This is a genomic window from uncultured Agrobacterium sp., assembly GCA_913777615.1.
Classification (GTDB): Bacteria; Pseudomonadota; Alphaproteobacteria; order Rhizobiales; family Rhizobiaceae; genus Agrobacterium.
Genome location: CAJYTK010000017.1, coordinates 287,432 through 310,795, shown reverse-complemented (window position 1 = coordinate 310,795; position 23,364 = coordinate 287,432). Strand labels below are relative to the sequence as shown.

The following is a 23,364-nucleotide window of genomic DNA, read 5'->3' as shown; positions in this document are numbered from 1 at the left end:
GCAAGCCAGATGAATGAGCCGCTTTCGCATTCCACCTTCAATGACATTATCGATGGCGATACGCTGCATGAAGAATGCGGTGTGTTCGGCATCCTCGGTCACGCGGATGCGGCGGCCCTGACGGCGCTTGGCCTGCATGCTCTCCAGCATCGCGGGCAGGAAGCTGCCGGTATCGTTTCGTTCGATGGCAAGCGCTTCCATCAGGAACGGCATATGGGTCTGGTGGGCGACCATTATACCAACCCCATGACGCTGGCTCGCCTGCCGGGCTCGATCTCCATCGGTCATACGCGCTATTCGACCACAGGCGAAGTTGCGATGCGCAACGTGCAGCCGCTGTTTGCCGAACTGGAAGAAGGCGGCATCGCCATTGCCCACAACGGCAACTTTACCAACGGCCTGACGCTTCGCCGCCAGATCATCGCCACCGGCGCAATCTGCCAGTCCACCTCCGATACCGAAGTGGTGCTGCACCTCATTGCGCGCTCGCGCCACTCTTCCACGGCTGACCGTTTCATCGATGCGATCCGCCAGATGGAAGGCGGCTACTCGATGCTCGCCATGACCCGTACGAAGCTGATTGCAGCGCGCGACCCCACGGGTATTCGTCCCCTTGTCATGGGCGATCTCGACGGCAAGCCGATCTTCTGTTCCGAGACCTGTGCGCTTGACATTATCGGCGCGAAATTCGTACGCGACGTGGAAAACGGCGAAGTCATCATCTGCGAGATCCAGCCGGATGGTTCGATCAGCATCGATGCCCGCAAGCCTAACAAGCCGCAGCCGGAACGTCTCTGCCTGTTCGAATATGTCTATTTCGCTCGCCCGGACTCCGTCGTTGGCGGCCGCAACGTCTATACGACGCGCAAGAATATGGGCATGAACCTTGCCAAGGAAGCTCCGCTCGAGGCCGATGTCGTCGTGCCGGTGCCGGATGGCGGCACGCCTGCCGCACTCGGTTTTGCCCAGGAAAGCGGTATTCCCTTCGAATACGGCATCATCCGCAACCATTATGTCGGGCGCACCTTCATCGAGCCGACTCAGCAGATCCGCGCGTTCGGCGTGAAGCTGAAGCATTCGGCCAACCGGGCGATGATCGAAGGCAAGCGTGTCGTTCTAGTGGATGATTCCATCGTTCGCGGTACGACCTCGGTAAAAATCGTACAGATGATCCGCGAGGCTGGCGCCAAGGAAGTTCACATACGCGTAGCGAGCCCAATGATTTTCCACCCGGACTTCTACGGCATCGACACGCCGGAGGCCGACAAGCTGCTCGCCAATCAATACGCAGATGTCGACGCCATGGCGAAATATATCGGCGCAGATTCGCTGGCCTTCCTGTCGATCAACGGGCTTTACCGCGCCGTAGGCGGGGAGGATCGTAACCCTGCACGTCCGCAATTCACCGATCATTATTTCACCGGTGAATATCCGACCCGCCTCCTCGACAAGAATGGCGAGTCCATGGGCAGCAAGATTTCCATGCTGGCCAGCAACGGCTGACCTTCTTCAAGCCCGCATCGAACGTGCGGGCTTTTCTTTGCGACCCACTCAGACCTTGAAGCCGCTTGCAGGACATGTCCTGCCTCGTTTAGAGATTGCGGACGATCGAAAGATATTCAGGGGGGACCATGACCATCGACCTTAAAGGCCGGATCGCACTTGTGACCGGAGCCTCACGCGGCATCGGCTATTTCACAGCGGTCGAACTGGCAAAAGCTGGCGCCCATGTGATTGCCTGTGCGCGCACCGTCGGTGGGCTTGAAGATCTGGATGATGCCATCAAGGCAGTTGGTGGAACGGCAACGCTGGTCCCTTTCGATCTCGCCGACATGAAAGCCATCGATGCGCTGGGCGCATCGATCCATGAACGTTGGGGAAAGCTCGATATTCTCGTCGCCAATGCGGGTGTCCTTGGCGTCATCTCTCCGGTGGGGCACATCGAGGCGAAGGTGTTCGAAAAGGTGATGAACATCAACGTCACCGCAACGTGGCGCCTGATCCGTTCGGTCGAACCGCTTCTGTTGAAGTCGGATGCCGGACGCGCATTGATTCTATCTTCCGGCGCTGCACATTCCTGCCGTCCGTTCTGGGGCGTCTATTCCACCTCCAAGGCAGCGGTCGAGGCACTGGCACGCACCTGGGCTGCCGAAACCGAACGGACCCATCTGCGCGTCAACAGCATCAATCCCGGCGTAACGCGGACGGCAATGCGGGCTCAAGCGATGCCCGGCGAAGATCCGGACACCCTGCCCCACCCTTCCGAAGTGGCACAAGCCATCATTCCGCTTGCCTCGCCGGATCTGACAGAGACCGGCAAGATCTATGTGGTCCGCGACAGGAAGTTCGTGAGCTATCGCACGCCGGAGTGACTGAGCCGTCGGCCATGAATATCGAAGCGAAGCCCTTGACCGACAACGGGCATCGTTTCATAAAGCAAGTTATGAAAATAACGATCTGCTGCTGCTGCTGAGTTGAATTTTGCTGGTTTAACACCCGGCCAGATCGTTTTCGTCTCCTGAAAGGTCAACGCAGACAAACGCTCCGGTGGGGTCAATCTCCGATACCCGAAGGAAATACGCATGTCCTTGCGCTTGAAGCTCTACAACACGCTGACCCGCGAAAAATCGGAATTTCAGCCGATCGATGCGAAGAATGTCCGCATGTATGTCTGCGGCCCGACGGTCTATGACTACGCTCATATCGGCAACGCCCGCCCGGTCATCGTGTTCGACGTTCTCTACCGTCTGTTGCGTCATGCCTATGGCGAGAATGGCGTGACCTATGCCCGCAACATCACCGATGTGGACGACAAGATCAACGCGCGTGCGCTTCGCGACTATCCGAACCTGCCATTGAACGACGCGATCCATGCAGTCACGGAAAAGACCGCCAACCAGTTTCATCAGGATGTCGCAGCGCTTGGTTGCCTTGAGCCGACTGTAGAGCCCCGCGCAACCGACAATATCGCCCAGATGGTGGAGATCATCGAGAAGCTTATTGCTCGTGGTCACGCTTATGTGGCGGCAGGAGAAGTTCTTTTCGATACCAAATCCATGAGCGATTACGGCCAACTGTCAAAACGACCGCTGGATGAGCAGCAGGCCGGCGCACGCATCGCGGTCGATGCGCACAAGAAAAACCCGGGAGACTTCGTGCTGTGGAAGCTTTCAAGCCACAATGAACCGGGCTGGGAGAGCCCTTGGGGGCGTGGCCGTCCGGGTTGGCATATCGAGTGCTCGGCCATGTCCGGTCGTTATCTCGGCGAAGTTTTCGATATTCACGGCGGCGGTCTCGATCTGATCTTTCCGCATCACGAAAACGAAATCGCCCAATCCCGCTGCGCGCACGGTACGCATGTCATGGCCAATGTCTGGATGCATAACGGCTTCGTGCAGGTCGAAGGCCGCAAGATGTCCAAGTCCGACGGCAACTTCGTGACGATCTACGACCTGCTCCACACCGAATCCTTCGGGGGACGTAAATGGCCGGGAGACGTGTTGCGGCTGGCAATGCTGATGACCCACTACCGAGAGCCGATCGACTTTTCGGTGAAGCGTCTGGAAGAGGCAGAACGGCTACTGGCGAAGTGGCCTGCCGCGGAAGCGGGTGATGCCAAGGTTGATCAGAGCGTGCTCGATGCACTGGCCGACGATCTCAACACCGTCGCAGCCGTGCAGGCACTACATGCGCTGGCTCAGGCTGCGAATGCCGATCCAGAAAAGCTTCCGGTGTTTGCGGCAAGTGCAGCACTTCTCGGCGTGCTGCCCAAGAGAGCGGAAGTGGATGCGGCGATTGCGGCAGCGGTGGATTCGCTCGTTGCCATGCGCTTGGAGATGCTGAAGGCGAAGAATTTTGCCGAGGCGGATCGGATCCGGGATGAATTGTCGGCCAAGGGTATTCAGTTGAAGGATGGCAAGGATAAGGAGACGGGCGAGAGGGTGACGACCTGGGAGTTAAAGCGGTAGGCAGGACCTACCGCCGTCCTTCTGGCTCACGGACCCGACGATTTGCTTTAGGATACAACTGCCCATTTTCGGTCACATCGTCGATTTCGTCTGAAATCAGCATTAGCTCTTTATAGAGATAGACGAATTCGACACGCAACCGACGTTCGACAAACGGCAATCGTCAAAGGACTGGAACCCTCCAGCAAATTGGCTGGACAGTCATTCGCTTCTGGATTCAAGATGTGCTCCTTCGTTTGCACGACATCTGTCTCTACATCCTAAACTCGATCCCAAGGAGCAACCATGACCATCCACACCGGCGGATGCCAATGCGGCGCAATACGGTTTCGCGTAGAGGGCGACTTGAAGGACAGCTCGATCTGCCACTGCCGCATGTGCCAGAAGGCTTTTGGGGCTTATTATGCGCCTCTGGTTTCCGTGCGAGGCGCCACGTTTGAATGGACCCGTGGCGAACCTAAGCGGTTTCGGTCTTCCAACCACGTGAAGCGTGGGTTTTGTGGTGACTGTGGTACTCCACTCACCTATGAGGCACCAGATGGTATGGCGATCGCGTCGGGCGCCTTTGACGATCCCTCCGTCCTGCCGCCGGTGATCCAGTGGGGCATCGAAAACAAGATCGTCTTTGTCGATCATCTTCACTCCCTGCCGAAAGAAGAAACCGAGGCCGATCAGACGTCGGCAAGTTACATTGCCGACCTTGTTTCCTATCAGCATCCGGACCACGATACGTCCGAATGGCCACAAGAGAGGCATAGATGAGCGAGTCGGGATATTCAGGTGGGTGCCAGTGCGGCGCGGTGCGCTTTCATGCAGGCAAGCTCGGACGCCCGTCAATTTGCCATTGTCGCATGTGCCAGAAGCAGTTCGGCAATTTCTTCGGTGCGCTTGTCACGGCAGATCAAGCGCATCTGACATGGACACGCGGACAACCGACACTGTTCCGCTCATCGGCTAAAATTCATCGCGGCTTTTGCAACAAATGCGGCACGCCTCTGAGCTATCATCATCCAGGCGGGGTGGAGATCGCCATCGGCGCCTTCGATCATCCGCAGGACATCGAGCCGCAGGTTCAGGTCAACGCACATCTCCGGATGCCTTGGATCAAGACTTTGTTCGAAAAGCCAGAGGTACAGCAGGGCGTGGATGAAAGTACCATCACGACCTATCAGCATCCAGACCACGACACCATGGTGTGGCCGCCTGCAAATGACACAAACGACTAAGACCAAGGACTTTATGCCATGACTGAAATACTGCGCGGCCTCTATCCAGAGATCGAACCCTACGAAACCGGCTTTCTGGATGTGGGTGACGGCCACACGATCTATTGGGAGCGCGTCGGCACCAAGGGCGGTAAACCGGCGGTGTTTCTGCATGGCGGTCCGGGCGGCGGCGTCAACCCGACACAGCGGCGCGTATTCGATCCCGCGCTCTACGACGTGGTCCTGTTCGACCAGCGCGGTTGCGGCCGATCTACCCCGCATGCCAGCCTGGAAGCCAACACGACATGGCATCTGGTCGCGGATATCGAAAAGCTTCGCCAGAAATTCGGCTACGACAAGTGGCAGGTCTTCGGCGGCTCCTGGGGTTCCACGCTGGCGCTTGCCTATGCCGAAACCCATCCGGAGCATGTCAGCGAACTCATCGTTCGCGGCGTCTATCTGCTGACGAAACGTGAGCTCGATTGGTATTATCAATTCGGCGTCTCGGAAATGTATCCTGAGCGCTGGGAGACCTTCGTCGCGCCGATACCTGAGGCGGAGCGTGGTCAAATGATGGCGAGCTATTATCGCTACCTCACTGGCACGGACGAGAAGAAAAAGCTGGAATGCGCCAAGACCTGGAGTCAATGGGAGGGTGCGACGATCTCGCTCGTCACCGATCCGTCCCGTGTCGACGCATTCGGTGAAGATCAATACGCCATAGCCTTTGCCCGGATCGAAACGCATTTCTTCGTCAATGGCGGATGGCTTGAAGAAGGACAGTTGCTGCGGGATGCTCACAAGTTGGAGGATATTCCGGGCGTTATCGTTCACGGACGTTACGACATGCCCTGCCCGGCAAAAACAGCGTGGGATTTATCCAAGGCTTGGCCGAAAGCCGATCTGCACATCATCGAAGCCGCGGGCCACGCGATGACCGAGCCCGGCATTCTCGATCAGTTGATCCGCGCAACGGACCGTTTCGCCGGAAAGTAAAGCCGGAACTCTGCGCGTTACGTTCAGCGTTACACCAAGGATGGCCCGCCGGCCTCGCTGGCGGGCCTCGTTATTTTCATGAGTCTTGCCGGGCATTTACGTCGCGCGGCTCAGATCTTGATTCATTCGAACGATCAATATCCCGGCAATATGGATGCGTGATCCAAGCTTCACGGAAATGAATTGGTGCATCACGCCAAAGGGGAATACTGCGAAGAAAATCCGATCATTCTGGTTGTAGTCTCATGGCAATGAACCCCTCCATTCAAGCTCCTCAGTCGGGCGATAGCGTCCGTGGCTTCGTCTATGCGCTGACGGCCTATCTTCTGTGGGGTTTTCTGCCTCTTTACATGAAGGCCGTGGCACATATTTCGCCGCTGGAGGTCATCGTTCATCGCGTCGTCTGGTCCGTGCCGATTGCAGCCATCGTGCTCATTGTGCTCGGCCGAACAGCCGAAATCCGCCAGGCGCTGACCACGCCCCGCATGCTTGCCATGGCCTGCCTCACGGCTTCACTGATCAGCCTCAACTGGGGCATCTACATCTGGGCCATCGGATCGGGTCACGCGCTGGATGCAGCACTCGGTTATTTCATCAATCCGCTGTTCAGCATTGTTCTCGGCGCCGTGATCCTGAAAGAAAAGCTCAGTCGCATACAGATCGCAGCCATCTCGCTGGTCGCGATGGCGGTGGCGCTGCTGACATGGAATGCCGGCGGTCTGCCTTGGGTGGCTCTCGCACTGACCGTGACCTGGGGCTTTTACGCATTCTTCCGCAAGACGCTTCCCATCGGCCCGACGCAGGGTTTCCTGTTGGAGGTTCTGCTGTTGACCCCACCAGCTCTCGCCTTCATCGTCTATCTGACAGTCACCGGGCGCGGACATTTCTTTGCAGGAACTGCCGCCGACACGTGGCTCCTGGCAGCAAGCGGCCTCGTTACTGCCGTCCCGCTGATCTTTTACGGCAATGGCGCGAAACTTCTGAAGCTCTCCACGATCGGCATCATGCAATACATCGCGCCGTCGATCATCTTCGTCATCGCGGTCTTCATCTTCAGAGAACCGTTCGATACGGTTCGGCTGATTGCATTTCTGATGATCTGGTCAGCACTTGCGGTTTACACATTACCAAGCCTGATGAAAGGCAAGGGCACCCGTTAACCGGCGGCGCTTGGAGCGCCGCGTTCTATTGAATGCAAAAGGCGCTCTCAAACGTTAAACAGACGCATTGCGGTTCAAAGCTGCGCGATGACCGACGCGTCGCCTTCGGGGTTTTGCTGAGCTGCCGCACGCTCGATGATTGCCGGCACGATGTCGCCGATCTGGTCGATCACCAGCGGGTTCAACAAATGCGCGCGATGGATAAAGCCCTGATCGCGCATGTGACGGATCAGTTCGAGCATCGGATTCCAGAAGCCGTTGATGTTGGCGAAAACCATGGGCTTTGCATGACGGCCAAGCTGTGCCCAGGTCATGATCTCGACGATCTCTTCCACCGTGCCGATACCGCCCGGCAATGTGACGAAAGCATCGGCACGCTCGAACATCATGTGCTTGCGCTCATGCATGTCCTTGGTGATCACAAGTTCGTTCAATTGCCCGAGAGAATGGCGTGTCGCTTCCATATCCACGAGAAACTCGGGTATGATCCCCGTCACTTCGCCGCCGTTTGAAAGAACGCCGCTTGCGACCGCACCCATGATGCCCTTGGTGCCGCCGCCATAGACGAGGCGAATGCCGTTTTCGGCAAAGGATTTTCCAAGGTTGCGGCCAGCTTCCATATAGGCGGGATCGCGACCCGGCTGGGAGCCGCAATAGACGCAGATGGATCGAATCGGATGTTTTTTATATGTCATGACCTGCACCGAACTACGCAGGGTCGATCCCGTCAAGAATTTTTGGGGGAAGATGCGGCAAAGGCAGCGCTTCAGCCATGCCAGTGCTTGTATGGAAAGCGCTAAAACGCTAGCAATTCGCGATAATCTTGCGAAGAATGACCTGGAGACTCATGATGAAAAATAAGAGAGCTGCATTGTTGGCGCTTGTCGTGCTCGGCATTGCCACGCTGCTCATGGTCTTCTTCGTCCTGCCCCGTATGTCCGGTGACGACAAACCGATCGGTGACGCTATCAACGAAGCCAGCAACGCTGTCAAAAACAGCGTGGAAATGGGCAGCGAAAAGGCGGGCGATCTTTTGTCCGATGCAGCTGGAGAGACCACCAATGTTGCCGACAAGGTCGGCCGCCTGGCGGAATCCGCCACGAAGTCCATCAAGGACATGAGTAACCTGTTCTCCGACAACAAGGTGCCTTCGAACGAAGACTTCGCCGCGGCCCGCAAAAAGGTGGAAGAGTCCCTTCGCGAACTGGACACGATCGATATTCCGGAATCGCTTGACGAAACGACCTCACGCCTGATCACCACGGCGCGCTCTGCCGCTGAGCGGACACTCGCATATTTGCGCGGGCTACCGGACGATGCATCTGCCGCTGCCGCCCAGGTTCGTCGCCTTGCGGGCGTGTTCGCCGGTACCGATGATGGAGCACCAAGGCAGGAACCGCCTGCTGCGCCGGCACCTGCGCAAGAACCTGCGCAGCCGGCAGCACGGACTGAAAGCGCCCCAGCCAACGATGCTGCAGCGCAGCTTCCGAGCTTCGACGTTCTGCGCGTCGAACCCGATGGCTCTGCTGTTATTGCCGGTAAGGCGCAGCCGGGTTCCCAGCTTGAAATCGTCAACAAAGGTCAGGTCATTGCCAAGACGCCGGTTGAAAGCAGTGGGGATTTCGCAGCCGTCCTCGACAACCCCCTACCGCCAGGCGACCACGAGTTGGTGCTACGGGCAACCGGCAAGAATGGCAACGTATCGCAGTCGCAGGAAGTGGCGACAGTCTCCGTTCCTGCACAGAAGGGGGGCGATCTTCTCGCCATGGTCACCACGCCTGGCAAAGCGAGCCGCGTTTTGACCATGCCGGAAACCGCTCCAGCCGAGCTTCAGCCGCAGGCCACCGCCAGTGCCCAAGCGCCCGCCACCAATGCGCGGGGCGGTACCGTACCGGAAACTGCATCGGTGCGCGTGACCGCCGTGGAGTTCGATGGATCGAAGATCTATATCGCCGGCTCTGCGCCAGCCGGAACCACGATACGTGCTCTGGTAGACGAGGTGCGCGTTGGCGACACCAAGACCGAAGCTTCCGGCAGCTTCGTCATCGAAGGCGATATCCAGCTCTCCGTCGGCAATCACGTCATTACAGCGGAAGCACTCGACGAATCTGGCAAGGTGACCGTGCGGGTACGCGTGCCCTTCTCGCGTCCTGAGGCAGATCAGGGAACGGTCGCCATGCAGCCATCGGGTGCCGCAACCGCATCTCAAAGCGCTCCGACATCGAGTGATCGCCCCGCTGCGGTCAGCGATCAGGCCGCTTTCGAGGCACTTCGCACGGAAGTGGCCAAAGCCTTCGGTATCCTCTCAGGCCTCTACAAAGACGGTAAGACACCCACTCTTGACGAGGTGGCAGCTGCGAAATCCGCAACAGCCATTGCGTTGCGTTCGCTTTCGGAATTCCGCACCGCTGCCTCGGCGGATCCAGCCTTTACGAATTTCGTTGCCGAGATCGCTCGCGAGGCGCGCTCCTTGCTTTCGCTCGTGGACGCGTTGCCGAACGATGTTGCAGCCGTTGGCAAAGCTATTGCAGGTTTGACAGATCGGTTTGCCGCGTTAAATGCGAAGGGTCCCGCAACGCCAGCGCCAGCAAACACCGCGGAGCCCGCCACCGATTCATCCGGCACGAAGACCTTCGAGCAGGCACCGCTCGCACATAGTGACAGCACCGTCATCATTCGGCGCGGTGATACTTTGTGGCAAATTTCCCGTCGGGTCTATGGCCAGGGCGTGCGCTACACTACGATCTACCTTGCCAATCAACAGCAGATCCAAAACCCCGACCTCATCGAACCGGGGCAGATTTTCGACGTGCCGGAAAAGGCTCTACCAAATGCGGAGGAAATCCACCGCAACCGGTTGAAGACACGCTGAGGATGGTCTTCGGGGGCATTGTAAAAACCCGATCTAGACATTATCTAAATTAGATGACGGCGGCCTATCAAAGCCGCCGTCTTGCTGTCTGCATCCCGGCAGACGCCGGAGCAGAGCATGGCCAACAACAAGAAGAAGACGATCTCAGCGGATTCCAGCAATCCGATGCAGACACTCATCAACCTATGGCCATATATGTGGCCAGATGGCAGGCGGGACCTTAAGATGCGGGTGGTATGGGCCACCATCTTCCTGCTTGTTGCGAAGCTGGTGTTGATCTCCGTTCCCTATTTCTTCAAATGGGCGACTGATGCGCTGAACGGCAAAGTGGACATGGCGGGAGTGCTTCCCCTATTCCTGCTCGGCGCCGTTTCACTCGTCATCGCCTACAATCTGACGCGCGTCATTCAGATTGGCTTCAATCAGTTACGGGACTCGCTTTTCGCCAGCGTCGGGCAGCATGCGGTTCGTCAACTGGCCTATAAGACATTCGTGCATATGCACCAGCTTTCACTGCGCTTTCATCTGGAGCGCAAGACAGGTGGCTTGTCGCGCATTATCGAGCGCGGCACGAAGGGTATAGAAACGATCGTTCGTTTCACCATCCTCAACACCGCGCCGACATTCATCGAATTCCTGCTGACGGCCGCCATCTTCTGGGTGTCCTACGGCTTCTGGTATGTCTTCGTCACCGTCGTCACGGTCTGGGCCTATATCTGGTTCACGGTCAAGGCCAGCAACTGGCGCATATCCATTCGCAGGTCGATGAATGACAGCGACACCGATGCCAATACGAAGGCCATCGACTCGCTGTTGAACTTCGAAACAGTCAAGTATTTCGGCAATGAGGACATGGAAGCCCGCCGCTTCGACGCGGCGATGGCGCGCTACGAAAAATCGGCCGTCGCCATCTGGACGTCGCTCGGTTGGCTAAACTTCGGCCAGGGAGTCATATTCGGTCTGGGCTCCCTCGTCATGATGGTGATGTCTGCGCTTGCGGTGCAGCGCGGAGAGCAGACCATCGGCGACTTCGTCTTCATTAACGCGCTACTTCTGCAGCTTTCCGTGCCGCTAAACTTCATCGGCTTCGTGTATCGCGAAATCCGCCAGGGTTTGACCGATATCGAACAGATGTTCGATCTGTTGGAAGTGGAAGCGGAAGTTGTGGATTCACCAGGCGCCAAGCCGCTTCACATTGGTTCAGGCGCTGTCAGCTTCCGCGACGTTCAGTTTGCCTACGATCCCGAGCGGCCAATTCTGAAGGGCATCTCCTTCGATGTGCCCGCTGGCAAAACGATCGCGATCGTCGGCCCCTCGGGAGCCGGAAAGTCAACGATCTCCAGGCTGCTCTATCGATTCTATGACATTCAAAGTGGATCGATCACCATCGACGGCCAGGATATCCGCTCGGTCACGCAAAAGAGCCTGCGCGCCGTGGTCGGCATGGTGCCGCAGGATACGGTGCTGTTTAACGATACACTGGCCTATAACATTCGCTATGGTCGGCCAGATGCCCCGGAAGCCGATGTCACGGCTGCGGCGAATGCCGCGCAGATCAGCGGATTCATCAGCAAGTTGCCCGATGGTTTCCAGACCATGGTCGGCGAGCGGGGATTGAAGCTTTCGGGTGGAGAGAAGCAGCGCGTTGCCATTGCCCGCACCATTCTCAAGGCACCACCCATCCTCATCCTCGACGAGGCCACATCTGCGCTCGACACCCACACCGAACAGGAGATTCAAAGCGCGCTGGACGTGGTTTCACAAAATCGCACGACGCTCGTCATCGCACATCGCTTGTCCACCGTGATCGGAGCGGACGAAATCATCGTCCTCAAGGACGGCACCATCGCGGAACGGGGAACCCATTCATCGCTCATGTTCGCCGGTGGGCTTTATGCCTCGATGTGGAGCCGCCAGCGCGAAGCGATTCAGGCCGAGGAGCGGTTGCGCGAAGTCCGCGAAAAAGACGATCTCGGGGTGGTGGATCGCGGCGAACCAGCGCGTTGAGCCTGGGTATAAACCGGTCTTGTGGCTGCGCACCATTGCCCGTGGCGCGGTTTGCCTGTAGTCACCTATGCGTGTTTTGTCGCCTTGAGACGTGAATATGGTCGCGAAACGACTATATCATGCGTGTCACGCAGGAACCTTAAGACGCTCTGCGATGGGGCATGCAGACAAATCGAGGCCTGAGCGAGCAGCAGCCGAGAGGCGCATCGTCAGGACTGGAAACGAAAATTTCGGAGAAGAACGACCAATGAACCTGTTCGATACCATTCGCAACACCCTGGTACCGATTCACAAGGAAGGCTACATTTTCATCGCGGCTTTCTTCGTTGCATCGCTGGTGCTCGGCTGGATCGCCACGCCCCTCTTCTGGATCGGTATGGTTCTGACAGCGTGGTGCGCCTACTTCTTCCGCGACCCCGAACGCGTGACGCCACAGGATGACGATCTGATCATCAGCCCTGCAGATGGCACCGTGTCCGCCATCCAGACCGTCGTTCCTCCGCTGGAGCTCGAACTCGGCAAGGAGCCGATGGTGCGTGTTTCGGTGTTCATGAATGTGTTCAACTGCCACGTTAACCGCTCGCCGGTGCGTGGCCGCATCGTGAATGTCGCCTACCGCCCAGGCCTATTCCTTAATGCCGATCTCGACAAGGCTTCGGAAGACAACGAACGCAACGGGCTTGTGATCGAAACGGCGCATGGCCGGGTCGGCGTCGTACAGATTGCGGGCATGGTCGCTCGTCGAATTGTCTGCTGGGTTAAGCCGAACGAACCCGTTGATGCCGGCGAGCGCTTCGGCCTTATCCGCTTCGGCTCTCGCCTCGACATCTTCCTGCCTGAAGGCTTCGCACCGCGCGTTTCCGTCGGACAGACGGCTATTGCTGGCGAAACCGTTCTTGCCGAATTCGGCTCGGCCAAGGGGGCCGTTCTCAGCCGCCGCGCCTGATGATACGACAGGGAGCCACGATCGATGGAAGAACAAGCGCCGCAGCCGAATATCCACGGCAAGCCCGAGGTCAGCACAGATAGCGGACGAGGCCCGAGGCTTCGCGAAATTCCGCTTCGTCTGGTCGTGCCCAATCTCGTCACGGTACTTGCCATCTGCGCGGGTCTTAGTGGCGTTCGCCTCGCCTTCGAGGGACGCTTCGAGCTGGCGGTCGCCATGGTTCTGGTGGCAGCGTTCCTCGACGGGATCGATGGACGCCTGGCAAGGATGATGAAGGCAACGTCCAAATTCGGCGCGCAGATGGATTCGCTTGCCGACATCGTCAATTTCGGCGTTGCCCCTGCCCTCGTCGTATATGCCTATCTCCTCGATCAAGCGCGGTCGCTGGGTTGGATCGCTGCCCTCATCTATGTCATTGCTGCTGGACTTCGCCTGGCGCGCTTCAATGTCATGGTCGAGCGGGAAGTGAAGGCGCCCTGGCAGAACGAATTCTTTGTTGGCGTTCCCGCTCCGATGGGCGCGATGCTGGTATTGCTTCCCGTTTATGTCGGATTTATTGGCGTCGAGCCGAGCCGCACGTTTGCCCACATTGCCGCTGCCTATACAGTATTGATCGGCTACCTTCTGATCAGCCGCCTTCCGGTATGGTCGGGAAAGTCTGAAAGCCGCATCCGCCGCGATCTCGTTCTTCCAGCGATTTTGATCGTCGTGCTCTATGTCGCGCTCCTGATGAGCTTCACCTGGGAAGTTCTGATCCTGACGGTTCTGGCCTATCTCACATTTTTGCCCTTCAGCGCACGGATCTGGCATAAACGTTACGGCACGCTGACCATCGAAGACCATGATCACGGCGACAGCGGCGACGGTCTAGACCGAGGCATTTGACCTCAGCGGGACTGAAAGCGTTTCGCGGCAACAATGACTGGTTTCAGCGGTGGGCAGTTCCAGGGTGGGGGCGAACACGAAATGTCGCAGACTGCAATTTTCAATTGATTGAATCCGCCTCGAATTCGTCACGATTGACCCCGAGAGAGCTTGTCAGGAAGGCCCGCGAATCAAGGCCGGACAAGCAATCTGCGGAGGGTGGAATGACTGAGACAACGAAAATCGAAACGCCAGCAAAACCGGATCTGAAGGCGCATTACCAGCCGCTCGGCCTCAAGGCCGTTGCAGCCGCCGCCATGATGGTGGCGCGCAAGCCGAAGCAGGCAAAGACTGCCTGATCTCTTTCAAGTTTAGCAGGCAGTGTGGTGCCCGCGAGCTTTGCAAGTGGCGCTTTCGAGCGCCATTTTCATTTTCTACGTAGAGACACGATCGGCAAGAAGCCGATTCCTCGTCTAAAATAGCGCGAGTTGCTCGCTCTTCTCTTTCACCGGAGCAAGTGGTGCGGTTTCCTCCACCGGCTCGATAAGATCAGGCCCGACATTGGCGACCTTGTTCACCCTGTCCGAAACCGGGATCATCTCGAAGAAATCCTCATCCGCTGCCGTCATCAAGCTCGAGACCTCGCGTGGCTCCTGCGTCTTACAATCCAGCCAACGGCTGAAATCCTGCGGAGCGATCACCACCGGCATCCGGTCGTGGATGCGTGACATAGAGGCGTTGGCAGCGGTGGTGAGGATCGCGCCGGTATCGACTTCCGATCCATCTGCAGAGGACCATGTTTCCATCAATCCGGCGAAGGCAACGATACCGCCGTGCTTTGGCCTGATGTAGTATGCCTGAAGCTTGCCGCAATCATCTTTGGCTGGTCTTTTCCACTCGTAAAATCCGCTCGCCGGGATGAGGATGCGGCGATGACGCATGGCAGCGCGGAACGACGCCTTGCCGATGGCGGTTTCTGCGCGCGCATTGATCAGAAGCGGAAAGGTCTTGGGGTCTTTTACCCAACCCGGCATGAAGCCCCAGCGCACGAGCATGGCCTGCCGGTTTGGCAGGTTGCTTCCCACTTCCTGCCGCTCACCCTCCACAATAATCAGGATCGGCTGGGTCGGCGCGATGTTGAAACGCGGCGGGAAATCCTCAACGCCGATCAGATCGAGATGATCGGCAATCTCTTCCGGCGTTGCTTTCAGTACGAAGCGACCGCACATGGACCTATCCTCTCGGCGCAAACAGAATGAGCGAAGCGCCGGCAAGGCAAACCGCGCCGCCCGCCAGATCCCAGCGATCGGGCGCATGACGCTCCACGCCCCAAAGCCACAGCAAAGAAGCGACGATGTAAATGCCTCCATAGGCCGCATAGGCCCGTCCGGCAGCCTCGGTCGGCACCAGCGTCAAAAGCCAGGCAAAGATTGCAAGCGACACCATCCCGGGCACCAACCAAACCACCGATCTGCCCATGCGCAGCCACGCCCAAAAGGCAAAGCATCCAGCTATTTCGGCAAGCGCTGCGGCTGCATAGACGAGGGTAATTTTCATGCCTATTTCCTGCTCCTGTTTCCGCCGCAGGCAAGGTGGACTGTTCGGGGCCTTGAGCGCATCATAGCGAAAACCATCTCTTTCGTGCAGTCTCGTCGAGCCCGCCAAGCATTCAGCCACGGTCTATGTCACACCCCGGAGCGGTTACATGACCCTTAAGCTCTATATGCACCCGCTTTCGTCATTCTGCCACAAGGTGCTCGTGGCACTTTATGAAAACGGCACATCTTTTGAACCGGTTATCGTCGATTTCTCCAATCCTGATTCAAGGGCGGCGTTCGTTGAAAGATCACCGAGGGGAAAGATGCTGGCGCTGCATGATATCGAAGCCAACGTAGCGCTGCCGGAAAGCAGCATCATCATCGAATATATTCATACCCATTATCAAGGTCCGGCCGAACTGCTGCCGAAAGGCGTGGAGGAGCAGCTTGAGGTGCGGCTATGGGATCGGTTCTTTGATCTCTACATCCACCAGTCTATGCAGCGCATTGCCGCGGAACGTTTGCGTCCTAAAGATGCTCCCGATCCTCATGGTTTATCCGAGGCTCATGCGACCATCGAAAAGGCCTATGGCGTCCTGGAGCAGCACTTACCAAGTCGTGAGTGGGTCGCAGGCAAGGAGTTTTCGATGGCGCATTGCTCTACGGTTCCGGCGTTCTTTTATGGGTCGATCGTTCATCCGTTCAGCGGCGACTTTAAAAACACCAGCGAGTATTTCGAACGATTGGTTTCAAGACCTTCGGTGAAGCGAGTGATTGAAGAGGCGAGCCCCTATTTTCAGTATTTCCCTACAAGGAAAAGATGCCGCCACGTTTCCTGCAAGGTTGACTGCATAATAAGAAGCAGATTCTTGAAGGAAACCGCATGCCTCTTCCCCACCCAGCATCTTCCGCCATCGTCCGGCGTGGCGACCGTCTGCTGTTGGTGCGGCGAATCAATCCGCCATCGAAGGACATGTTCGCCTTTCCCGGTGGGCGCGGCGAGCCTGGCGAGACACCGGCGCAGACAGCACTTCGCGAATTGCTGGAAGAGACAGGCATCAAGGCGCGCGATCCACAGCTTTTCGCGACCTACGATCTGCCTTCGTATGACGTTGCGGGACGGCTGACCAGTCATTTTCTACTGTCGGTGTTTCTTGTGGACGCGGACGAGCAGACCGCGGCTCTTGCAGCAGATGACGCGGCAGATGCCGGATGGTTCACGCTCGAGGAGATACGCCGTCTCCCCGCACCGGAAAGTGTTCTGGAATGCGCCGAGCGCGTTTTAGGCCAGTTGCATGAACACTAGAATCACAGCTATCTGGAAGAAGTTTGTCACGAGTCGATGTTGGGTTGCGCGTAAAGTCATGGGTCAAAGGGTTTGTTTTTTGTCGGCATTGTTGGTGAGTGTGGCTCTGCCCGTCGCCTTGCACGCTGCAAGCCCGAAACCACCTCAGCCGACAGCGCCACCACCGCAGGAAAGCAAGCCAGCACCCTATGACGACAAGCTGGCGCGCCTGTCGGAAATCCTTGGCGCCGTGCAATATCTGCGCACGCTCTGCCCGGCGACGGGTCCGCAGGAGTGGCGCAAAGCCATGAGCGATATTCTGGCAGCGGATACTGCAAACGAGCCGCAGCGAAAGCAGCGTATGACCGCCGCATTCAACCGCGGATACCGGACCTTTGCGGCTGTCCATACGAGTTGCACCTCCGCCGCGCTCTTGGCGGAACAGAAATACCGTGCCGAAGGCGCAACACTCGCACAAGAAATCACGTCGAGATTCGGAAATTAGAGGATTGTTAACCTCTTTTCGCCGCAGGGCGTGCCGTTTTGATAAAAGACTGTTAGAGTTGTTAACAGGGTGGTAACGACTTGGACGCCCTGTCGAGGATGAAAGATGCAAACGAGCCGTAACGAAATCCACGATATGATCGCGCATGAAAAGATGCAGGTCGCTCTGGAACATCAAAACGAAGCCTGGGCTGATGGTATGGCCGATGGCATCGAACCGGAGATCATCGCAGATGCCGCTATAGCCTTGGCCATGCGCGAAACCATTCGCATGCATGGCGAAGCCGGCGCAGAGGCCATGCTCGAATCATTGCGTCAGCGCATGCTTGCTGGCGAATTTTCCCCGCAGCGGATCATTCAGTAAGCGGGAGCCTATCCATGCTGTTTTTCGGTCATAAAGTCGCGCGGTCGTCTGCCGCGCTTGCCGCCGTTATTTCACTAACCCTTTCTGCCACCGCACTACCGCATGCGGCCTATGCTCTGTCTGAGCTGAAGCCTGGTCCAAGCGGCGAGACCAAGCAGGCCCAGGCATCCGAGGCGCCCAAGTCGTCGCAGCCGGCGCCGGTCGAAGAGGGTTCCGATGGCATTCCCATGCCAGATCCGCTGGTGAACCGCCAGGGCGGACAACATGAGGCAGCGCCTGAACAAAACGATGCGCCGCAAGTCTCCGCACAAATCGAGCATGATATCAGCAAGGCACCGGAGCCGGTGCGTCGTCTGCGTCAATTGATCATCGACGCGGCCTCCAGTGGCGATATCGAGAAACTGCGTCCACTGATCAATGCCGGCCCGAACCAGACGCGTATAGACGCCGAAGGAACAGATCCTATCGCTGCGCTGAAAAGCTTCTCCGGCGACCCGGAAGGTCTGGAAGTGCTGGCCATAATCCTCGATCTTCTCTCTACCGGCTATGCCCGCGTGGATGCCGGAACGCCGGATGAAATGTATGTCTTCCCCTACTTTGCCGGAAAGTCGCTCAACACACTGACCAAGCCCGAGAAAGTAGATCTCCTGCGTATCATCACGGCTGGCGATCTGGCCGACATGCAGGAATATGGCAATTACAGCTTTTACCGTATCGGCATCTCGCCAGATGGACAGTGGAAGTTCTTTGGCGCAGGCGACTGATCAGGCCGCTTGAAGCATGGTCCGCGCCAATTTTCGGCAATACTGACATGCGGTGAGGCAAAGAGATCAAGCGTCAGAGCGAATCTTGAAGACCGTGATGCACTTTGGCCTCAACTGCCCCTTCCGGCTTGCCCTCGCGCGCCTAAAATCCTAACTCTAAAGCACCGTGCGTGTTCTTGGACGCACAAAGGACGCTCTATCTTTTTTGTCTCTACGCATCGGGCTTTTTCCGAAAACCGATTCTGATGTTCAGGCCGAGGCCGTAGGGAAAAAACCCAGCTGAATGGTAACGCCATGTCATCCGCCTTCTTGCCGAACCGTCGTTTCATCCGCATTGGTGGCGAAGCGGCTGCCGATTTCCTGCAAAACCTGATCACCACGGATCTGGATTCACTTCCCGATGGGGAAGCGCGTGCAGGCGCGCTACTGACGCCGCAGGGCAAGATCCTGTTTGATTTTCTGATCGCACGCGACGGCGCTGCGTACCGTTTGGAGACAGACAAGGATCAACAGGAGGCGTTGCTGCGCCGCTTGACAATGTACAAATTGCGCGCGGCTGTCGATCTGCAAGCCGAAGAGACGGAAGGCGTCAGCGTCCATTGGGACGATTCTGTCCCGCAACACGGCGTCAAAGACGGACGCTTCGCCAAAGCGGGGGTGGTGCTTTATCGCGTTCCGGGTCACCACGTGAGCGGCGATTCGTCCAGTTACGACCTGCTGCGGATAGCATATGGCGTTGCCGAATCGGGTCGCGATTACGCGCTACAGGATGCGTTCCCCCATGACGTGTTGATGGATGTGAATGACGGCGTGTCCTTCAAGAAGGGTTGCTTCGTCGGTCAGGAAGTCGTCTCGCGCATGAAGCATCGCGGCACGGCACGTCGGCGGGTCGTCATCGTTTCTGGCGAACACATCCTTCCGGCAGCTGGCACCGAGATCATGGCAGGTGGTAAGCCGATTGGGACACTTGGCACGGTCGTCGCAGACAAGGGCCTCGCGATAGTGCGCACCGATCGGGCCGCGGACGCGATGTCGTCGCACGTTGCGATGATGGCAGGGGATGTCACCGTGTCTGTGTCTCTGCCGGAGTGGACTGGGTTGAGCTTTCCCTCAACCGATCCGCTTGCAAGCACAGAGGACTAAGCGGTGGCACTCTCGAAGGCCCCGCGCGCATGGCAACGCATGCTTTCCGGCAGGCGGCTCGATCTTCTCGATCCCTCACCGCTGGATGTGGAGCTTGCCGATATCGCCCACGGCTTGGCGCGTGTGGCGCGTTGGAACGGTCAAACGCGGGGCGATCACGCCTTTTCGGTCGCGCAGCACAGTCTCATCGTCGAGGCGATTTTTTGCCGTTTGAATCCATCGGCTCCCCCGAATGATATGCTGATGGCGCTGCTGCATGATGCACCGGAATATGTGATCGGCGATATGATCTCTCCGTTCAAATCCGTCGTTGGTGGGGGCTACAAAAGTGTCGAAAGCCGACTGGAAGCCGCCATTCATCTGCGTTTCTCCTTGCCGCCACATCCCACACGCGAACTAAAAGACCGCATCAAGAAAGCCGACACGGTTGCTGCCTTTTTCGAAGCCACTGAGCTTGCGGGCTTTTCGCTTGCAGAGGCGCAGAAATTCTTCGGCCTTCCACGCGGCATCAGTCGCGACATGATCGCCATCGATCCCGTTCCCGCAACGGAGGCACAGCGCCGTTTCATCGCACGCTTCGAAGTGATCGAAGCATTACGCAAGGCCCCAGCATGACCGCAATTGTCGTCTCGCCACTTTCCCGCATCGGAGAAATGGCCGTGCGCCACAAGGCGCGTGAAATGATTACCTTGATCGCCAAGGAGCAGGCCTTTCACCGCCCTGCCGTGATTTCTGCAGAGCGGCATCTGACACTGCAAATGAACGATATCGCCTTTAAGGGGAACGACGCTCTCATCGCGCCGGACGATGCCCATGTTCTGCGGCTGATCGATTTTGCCCGTGAATGGGATCAATCCGCGCCGCTCTTGATCCATTGCTGGATGGGTGTTTCCCGTTCGCCAGCCGCAGCGATCGTCGCCGCACTGGCTCTCTATCCGGATCAGGATGAAACAGCGCTAGCACGCCGGCTAAGAACAGTATCCCCATATGCGACGCCGAATGCCCGCATCATTGAAATCGGCGACAGGCTGCTTGACCGCAAGGGTCGATTGGTGAGCGCAATCAAGGCGATCGGCCGCGGTGCGGACACCGATGGCAACGTCCCCTTCGTGCTGCCGCTTAGCGATTCGGTCCCGCTTTAACGGGAACCCCAGCCGAAACCTATCGTTACCAACCCTGAACACCGAAAGATCATCAAGGACGATCCATGGAACAACAGGCAACGGATATCATCGTGGCATCGCAGGCCGCGCTCCGGCAAGCGAGCGCGTTGGCGGTTCAATATTCCTTCTCCGTCATCGGCGCGCTTCTTCTTCTCATCATCGGCTGGCTTGCCGCGACTTTCCTCCAGCGTTGGGCATTCCAGGGACTGTCACGCATTCGCGGTTTCGACGCAACCCTTGCAGGCTTCTTTGCCGGCGCTATTCGCTATGTCGTGCTCATCCTCGTCATGGTGATGGTGCTTGGCCAGTTCGGTGTGCAGACCGCGTCCATTCTCGCTGCACTCGGTGCCGCAGGTCTTGCCATCGGTCTGGCTCTCCAAGGTACGCTACAGAACATTGCAGCTGGCATCATGCTTCTGGTCCTTCGCCCGTTTCGAGTTGGAGAATATATCGAGACGAGTACAGTCTCCGGCACCATCATTGAAATCGGCCTTTTCGCCACCGAACTCAAGACGAGCGATGGACTGTATCGACTTGCGCCAAATTCTACCCTGTGGAACGTACCGATCACCAACCACAGCCGCTTTCCATCGCGTCGCCACGAACTGAGCGTTACGGTGCCGAAGGGCGAAAGTATTGCCGAGACACAGGATATGTTGATGCAGATCGCGCGCAACGAAAGCCGTGTGCTGCTCGACCCTGCTCCGACCACATTCGTCGATGCCGCCAGCGCCGACAGCGCAACCGTCAAGCTGCGCTACTGGGTGCGCAGCGCAAACTGGTTTGCAACGACACGCGACATCACGAAGGCGCTGAAGCTTGCTTTCGAGGAACGCGAGGCTAAGGTTGAGGACACGCCGTCGGAATGACGAAAGGCCGGGTGAACCGGCTTTTCTCTTTGCATTAGCGCTTAACTTCATTGCCCCATGGTCGAGCGATGTGCCCATCCCGTCATGCGCTTCTCTACCCAGGCCATGATGGCGTACATGACGATACCTTCGACCGCGAGCATCAGCAGCCCGGCAAACACCAGTGGCACGTTGAACTGGCTTTGAGCCGAACTCATCATGTTGCCCAGTCCGTTATTGGAGGCGACGGTTTCCGAGACAACGGATCCCACGAAGGCGAGCGTGATGGCAATTTTCAAGGAACCGAAGAAATAGGGCATGCAGCGCGGGATGCCCACTTTCAGCATGATATCCATCTTCTTGGCGCCCAGCGCCCGCAACACATCTTCGGTGTCCGGTTCGATCGTGGCGAGGCCGGTGGCAACGTTGACGACGATGGGAAAGAAGGAAATTAGGAACGCCGTCAGCACCGCAGGCACGGTTCCGATGCCGAACCAGATGACGAGAACCGGCACCAGTGCCACCTTGGGGATCGCGTTGAAGCCGATCATCAGCGGATAAAGCCCGGCATAGATGGTCTTCGACCAGCCGATAAAGAGACCTATGCCGAGACCGGCGACGACGGCAATCGCAAAGCCGAGTGTCGTGGTGTAAAGCGTTTGTAGCGAGTTCTTCCAGATCGGCGACCAGTATTGCACCACGGCCTGGGCCACGCGCGTGGGCGATGGCAGCACCGTCTGCGGCATCTTAAGCGCAAAGACGAGCAGTTCCCAGGCGGCGAAAAGAGCGAGCGTGTATAGCCAGGGCGCAGCCTTGACCCAGTTGATGCGCTCAACGAGCGGCTTTCTTTGGGCAGTCGCAAGCTGGCCTTCGACAACCGCACTCATGCCGCCACCCTCGCCTGGGCGATCTCTCCATGCAGTTCCTGGACCATGTCATTGAAACCCTTTTCATACATCAGCGACAACTGGCGCGGCCGCTCGAATGGCACGCGGTGCTCCGCAAGCACCCTACCCGGCCTGGCGCTCATGACGAAAATCTTGTCGGCCAGGAATACCGCCTCGCGCAGATCATGGGTGACCAGAATGATCGTCACGCGCTGGACAGCGTGAAGATCACGGATGACGCACCACAACTCCTCACGGGTGAAGGCGTCCAGGGCGCCGAAAGGCTCGTCCAGCATCAGCAGTTGCGGCTCGTGAATGAGAGCACGACAAAGATTGGCGCGTTGCTGCATGCCGCCGGAAAGCTGCCAGGGAAACTTCGATCCGAAGCCTTTGAGGCCGACAATTTCCAGCAGACGCTCCGCCTTTGCCACATACTCCGCTTTGTTGGCGCGCAGGCGGCGGCGATGTCTTTCAACGATCTCCAGCGGCAGCAAGATGTTTTCAAGTGTCGTGCGCCACGGCAGCATTGTGGGGTTCTGAAACGCCATGCCTACGATGGAAACCGGTTCTGTCACCTGCTTGCCGCCGACAATGACATTACCACTTTGGGGAATGTGCAGGCCTGTGACGAGCTTCATCAGCGTCGACTTTCCGCAGCCGGACGGCCCGACAACGGCTGCAAACTCCCCTCTGTCTACCGTGAGCTTTAGGTTCGAGACGGCGAGCGTACCCGACGCACCTCCATAGCGCATATCGACCCCGTCGATTTCCACCAGATGAGACATATCGTGAGTTCCTGTTATCTTCCAAAAGATACGTTACGGTCGCCTACGCAAGGACCAAACGCCAT

The 23,364-nt window shown here is 57.8% G+C and carries 25 protein-coding genes and 1 pseudogene; 21 read left to right on the top strand and 5 right to left on the bottom strand.

Features of this window, described 5'->3' with window-relative positions:
- Window positions 1-9: 9 nt before the first annotated feature.
- The 7 genes from purF to rarD all read left to right on the top strand — a co-directional run bounded on the left by purF (window position 10) and on the right by rarD (window position 7,329).
- Window positions 10-1,503 (top strand): amidophosphoribosyltransferase, encoded by a 1,494-nt coding sequence (gene purF / locus QZ862_RS16080; RefSeq protein ID WP_296019446.1) that lies wholly within the window; start codon window positions 10-12, stop codon window positions 1,501-1,503.
- A gap of 128 nt (window positions 1,504-1,631) precedes the next feature.
- Window positions 1,632-2,372: an SDR family NAD(P)-dependent oxidoreductase gene (locus QZ862_RS16075; protein ID WP_296100924.1), complete on the top strand. Its 741-nt coding sequence runs from the start codon at window positions 1,632-1,634 to the stop codon at window positions 2,370-2,372.
- A gap of 210 nt (window positions 2,373-2,582) precedes the next feature.
- Window positions 2,583-3,968, top strand: a complete 1,386-nt coding sequence (gene cysS / locus QZ862_RS16070; protein WP_296078364.1) for a cysteine--tRNA ligase — start codon at window positions 2,583-2,585, stop codon at window positions 3,966-3,968.
- Window positions 3,969-4,253: 285 nt separating this feature from the next.
- Window positions 4,254-4,730 (top strand): GFA family protein, encoded by a 477-nt coding sequence (locus tag QZ862_RS16065; RefSeq protein WP_296078365.1) that lies wholly within the window; start codon window positions 4,254-4,256, stop codon window positions 4,728-4,730.
- Window positions 4,727-5,194, top strand: coding sequence for a GFA family protein (locus QZ862_RS16060; RefSeq protein ID WP_296019459.1), 468 nt, complete (start codon window positions 4,727-4,729; stop codon window positions 5,192-5,194). The genes QZ862_RS16065 and QZ862_RS16060 overlap by 4 nt, the downstream gene beginning before the upstream one ends.
- An 18-nt stretch (window positions 5,195-5,212) precedes the next feature.
- Window positions 5,213-6,169, top strand: a complete 957-nt coding sequence (gene pip, locus QZ862_RS16055) for a prolyl aminopeptidase (RefSeq protein ID WP_296019460.1) — start codon at window positions 5,213-5,215, stop codon at window positions 6,167-6,169.
- Window positions 6,170-6,414: 245 nt separating this feature from the next.
- Window positions 6,415-7,329 carry an EamA family transporter RarD gene (gene rarD / locus QZ862_RS16050; RefSeq protein WP_296100922.1) on the top strand — a complete coding sequence of 305 codons (915 nt, stop codon included), beginning with the start codon at window positions 6,415-6,417 and terminating at the stop codon, window positions 7,327-7,329.
- Window positions 7,330-7,403: 74 nt separating this feature from the next.
- On the opposite strand, the gene QZ862_RS16045 is transcribed toward rarD, so the two are convergent.
- Window positions 7,404-8,024 carry a TIGR00730 family Rossman fold protein gene (locus tag QZ862_RS16045; RefSeq protein WP_296100921.1) on the bottom strand — a complete coding sequence of 207 codons (621 nt, stop codon included), beginning with the start codon at window positions 8,022-8,024 and terminating at the stop codon, window positions 7,404-7,406.
- 155 nt (window positions 8,025-8,179) lie between these two features.
- Here QZ862_RS16045 and QZ862_RS16040 point away from each other — a divergent pair, with 155 nt between their 5' ends.
- The 5 genes from QZ862_RS16040 (at window position 8,180) to QZ862_RS16020 (ending at window position 14,377) form a co-directional block, all read left to right on the top strand.
- Window positions 8,180-10,201, top strand: a complete 2,022-nt coding sequence (locus QZ862_RS16040) for a LysM peptidoglycan-binding domain-containing protein (RefSeq protein WP_296100919.1) — start codon at window positions 8,180-8,182, stop codon at window positions 10,199-10,201.
- Window positions 10,202-10,318: 117 nt separating this feature from the next.
- Window positions 10,319-12,208: an ABC transporter ATP-binding protein/permease gene (locus QZ862_RS16035; protein WP_296100916.1), complete on the top strand. Its 1,890-nt coding sequence runs from the start codon at window positions 10,319-10,321 to the stop codon at window positions 12,206-12,208.
- 247 nt (window positions 12,209-12,455) lie between these two features.
- Window positions 12,456-13,154, top strand: coding sequence for a phosphatidylserine decarboxylase (locus QZ862_RS16030; protein ID WP_296019472.1), 699 nt, complete (start codon window positions 12,456-12,458; stop codon window positions 13,152-13,154).
- A gap of 24 nt (window positions 13,155-13,178) precedes the next feature.
- Window positions 13,179-14,039 carry a CDP-diacylglycerol--serine O-phosphatidyltransferase gene (gene pssA / locus QZ862_RS16025; RefSeq protein ID WP_296100914.1) on the top strand — a complete coding sequence of 287 codons (861 nt, stop codon included), beginning with the start codon at window positions 13,179-13,181 and terminating at the stop codon, window positions 14,037-14,039.
- A 203-nt stretch (window positions 14,040-14,242) separates the two neighbouring features.
- Entirely contained in the window at window positions 14,243-14,377 is a 135-nt protein-coding gene (locus tag QZ862_RS16020; RefSeq protein ID WP_296019477.1) for a hypothetical protein, read from the top strand.
- Between the two features lie 114 nt (window positions 14,378-14,491).
- Here the strand turns inward: QZ862_RS16020 and QZ862_RS16015 are convergent, their stop codons facing one another.
- Both QZ862_RS16015 and QZ862_RS16010 read right to left on the bottom strand, forming a co-directional pair.
- Window positions 14,492-15,247: an SOS response-associated peptidase gene (locus QZ862_RS16015; RefSeq protein ID WP_296100912.1), complete on the bottom strand. Its 756-nt coding sequence runs from the start codon at window positions 15,245-15,247 to the stop codon at window positions 14,492-14,494.
- 4 nt (window positions 15,248-15,251) lie between these two features.
- Window positions 15,252-15,575 (bottom strand): YnfA family protein, encoded by a 324-nt coding sequence (locus QZ862_RS16010; protein ID WP_296019481.1) that lies wholly within the window; start codon window positions 15,573-15,575, stop codon window positions 15,252-15,254.
- A gap of 148 nt (window positions 15,576-15,723) precedes the next feature.
- Here QZ862_RS16010 and QZ862_RS16005 point away from each other — a divergent pair.
- From QZ862_RS16005 to QZ862_RS15965, 9 genes and pseudogenes are all read left to right on the top strand, one after another.
- Window positions 15,724-16,254, top strand: a pseudogene (locus QZ862_RS16005) (glutathione S-transferase family protein); the annotation flags it as partial.
- A 185-nt stretch (window positions 16,255-16,439) separates the two neighbouring features.
- Window positions 16,440-16,862 carry an NUDIX domain-containing protein gene (locus QZ862_RS16000; RefSeq protein WP_296100911.1) on the top strand — a complete coding sequence of 141 codons (423 nt, stop codon included), beginning with the start codon at window positions 16,440-16,442 and terminating at the stop codon, window positions 16,860-16,862.
- Between the two features lie 58 nt (window positions 16,863-16,920).
- Window positions 16,921-17,346, top strand: coding sequence for a TIGR02301 family protein (locus QZ862_RS15995; protein ID WP_296039979.1), 426 nt, complete (start codon window positions 16,921-16,923; stop codon window positions 17,344-17,346).
- 105 nt (window positions 17,347-17,451) lie between these two features.
- Window positions 17,452-17,709, top strand: coding sequence for a hypothetical protein (locus tag QZ862_RS15990; RefSeq protein ID WP_062425653.1), 258 nt, complete (start codon window positions 17,452-17,454; stop codon window positions 17,707-17,709).
- A 14-nt stretch (window positions 17,710-17,723) separates the two neighbouring features.
- Entirely contained in the window at window positions 17,724-18,473 is a 750-nt protein-coding gene (locus QZ862_RS15985) for a hypothetical protein (RefSeq protein WP_296100910.1), read from the top strand.
- 294 nt (window positions 18,474-18,767) lie between these two features.
- Window positions 18,768-19,616, top strand: coding sequence for a folate-binding protein YgfZ (locus QZ862_RS15980; RefSeq protein ID WP_296100909.1), 849 nt, complete (start codon window positions 18,768-18,770; stop codon window positions 19,614-19,616).
- 3 nt (window positions 19,617-19,619) lie between these two features.
- Window positions 19,620-20,231 carry an HD family hydrolase gene (locus QZ862_RS15975; protein WP_296100908.1) on the top strand — a complete coding sequence of 204 codons (612 nt, stop codon included), beginning with the start codon at window positions 19,620-19,622 and terminating at the stop codon, window positions 20,229-20,231.
- Window positions 20,228-20,758, top strand: a complete 531-nt coding sequence (locus tag QZ862_RS15970) for a tyrosine phosphatase family protein (protein ID WP_296100907.1) — start codon at window positions 20,228-20,230, stop codon at window positions 20,756-20,758. Before QZ862_RS15975 ends, QZ862_RS15970 begins: the two co-directional genes overlap by 4 nt.
- 65 nt (window positions 20,759-20,823) lie before the next feature.
- Complete coding sequence (locus QZ862_RS15965) at window positions 20,824-21,648, top strand: mechanosensitive ion channel family protein (protein ID WP_296100906.1); 825 nt, start codon at window positions 20,824-20,826, stop codon at window positions 21,646-21,648.
- A gap of 47 nt (window positions 21,649-21,695) precedes the next feature.
- Here QZ862_RS15965 and QZ862_RS15960 read toward each other — a convergent pair whose 3' ends face one another.
- Window positions 21,696-22,514, bottom strand: coding sequence for an ABC transporter permease (locus tag QZ862_RS15960; protein WP_296100905.1), 819 nt, complete (start codon window positions 22,512-22,514; stop codon window positions 21,696-21,698).
- The gene (locus tag QZ862_RS15955) at window positions 22,511-23,299 is read right to left on the bottom strand and encodes an ABC transporter ATP-binding protein (protein WP_296100903.1); all 789 of its coding nucleotides are present in this window, start codon (window positions 23,297-23,299) and stop codon (window positions 22,511-22,513) included. The genes QZ862_RS15960 and QZ862_RS15955 overlap by 4 nt, the downstream gene beginning before the upstream one ends.
- Window positions 23,300-23,364 lie beyond the last annotated feature (65 nt).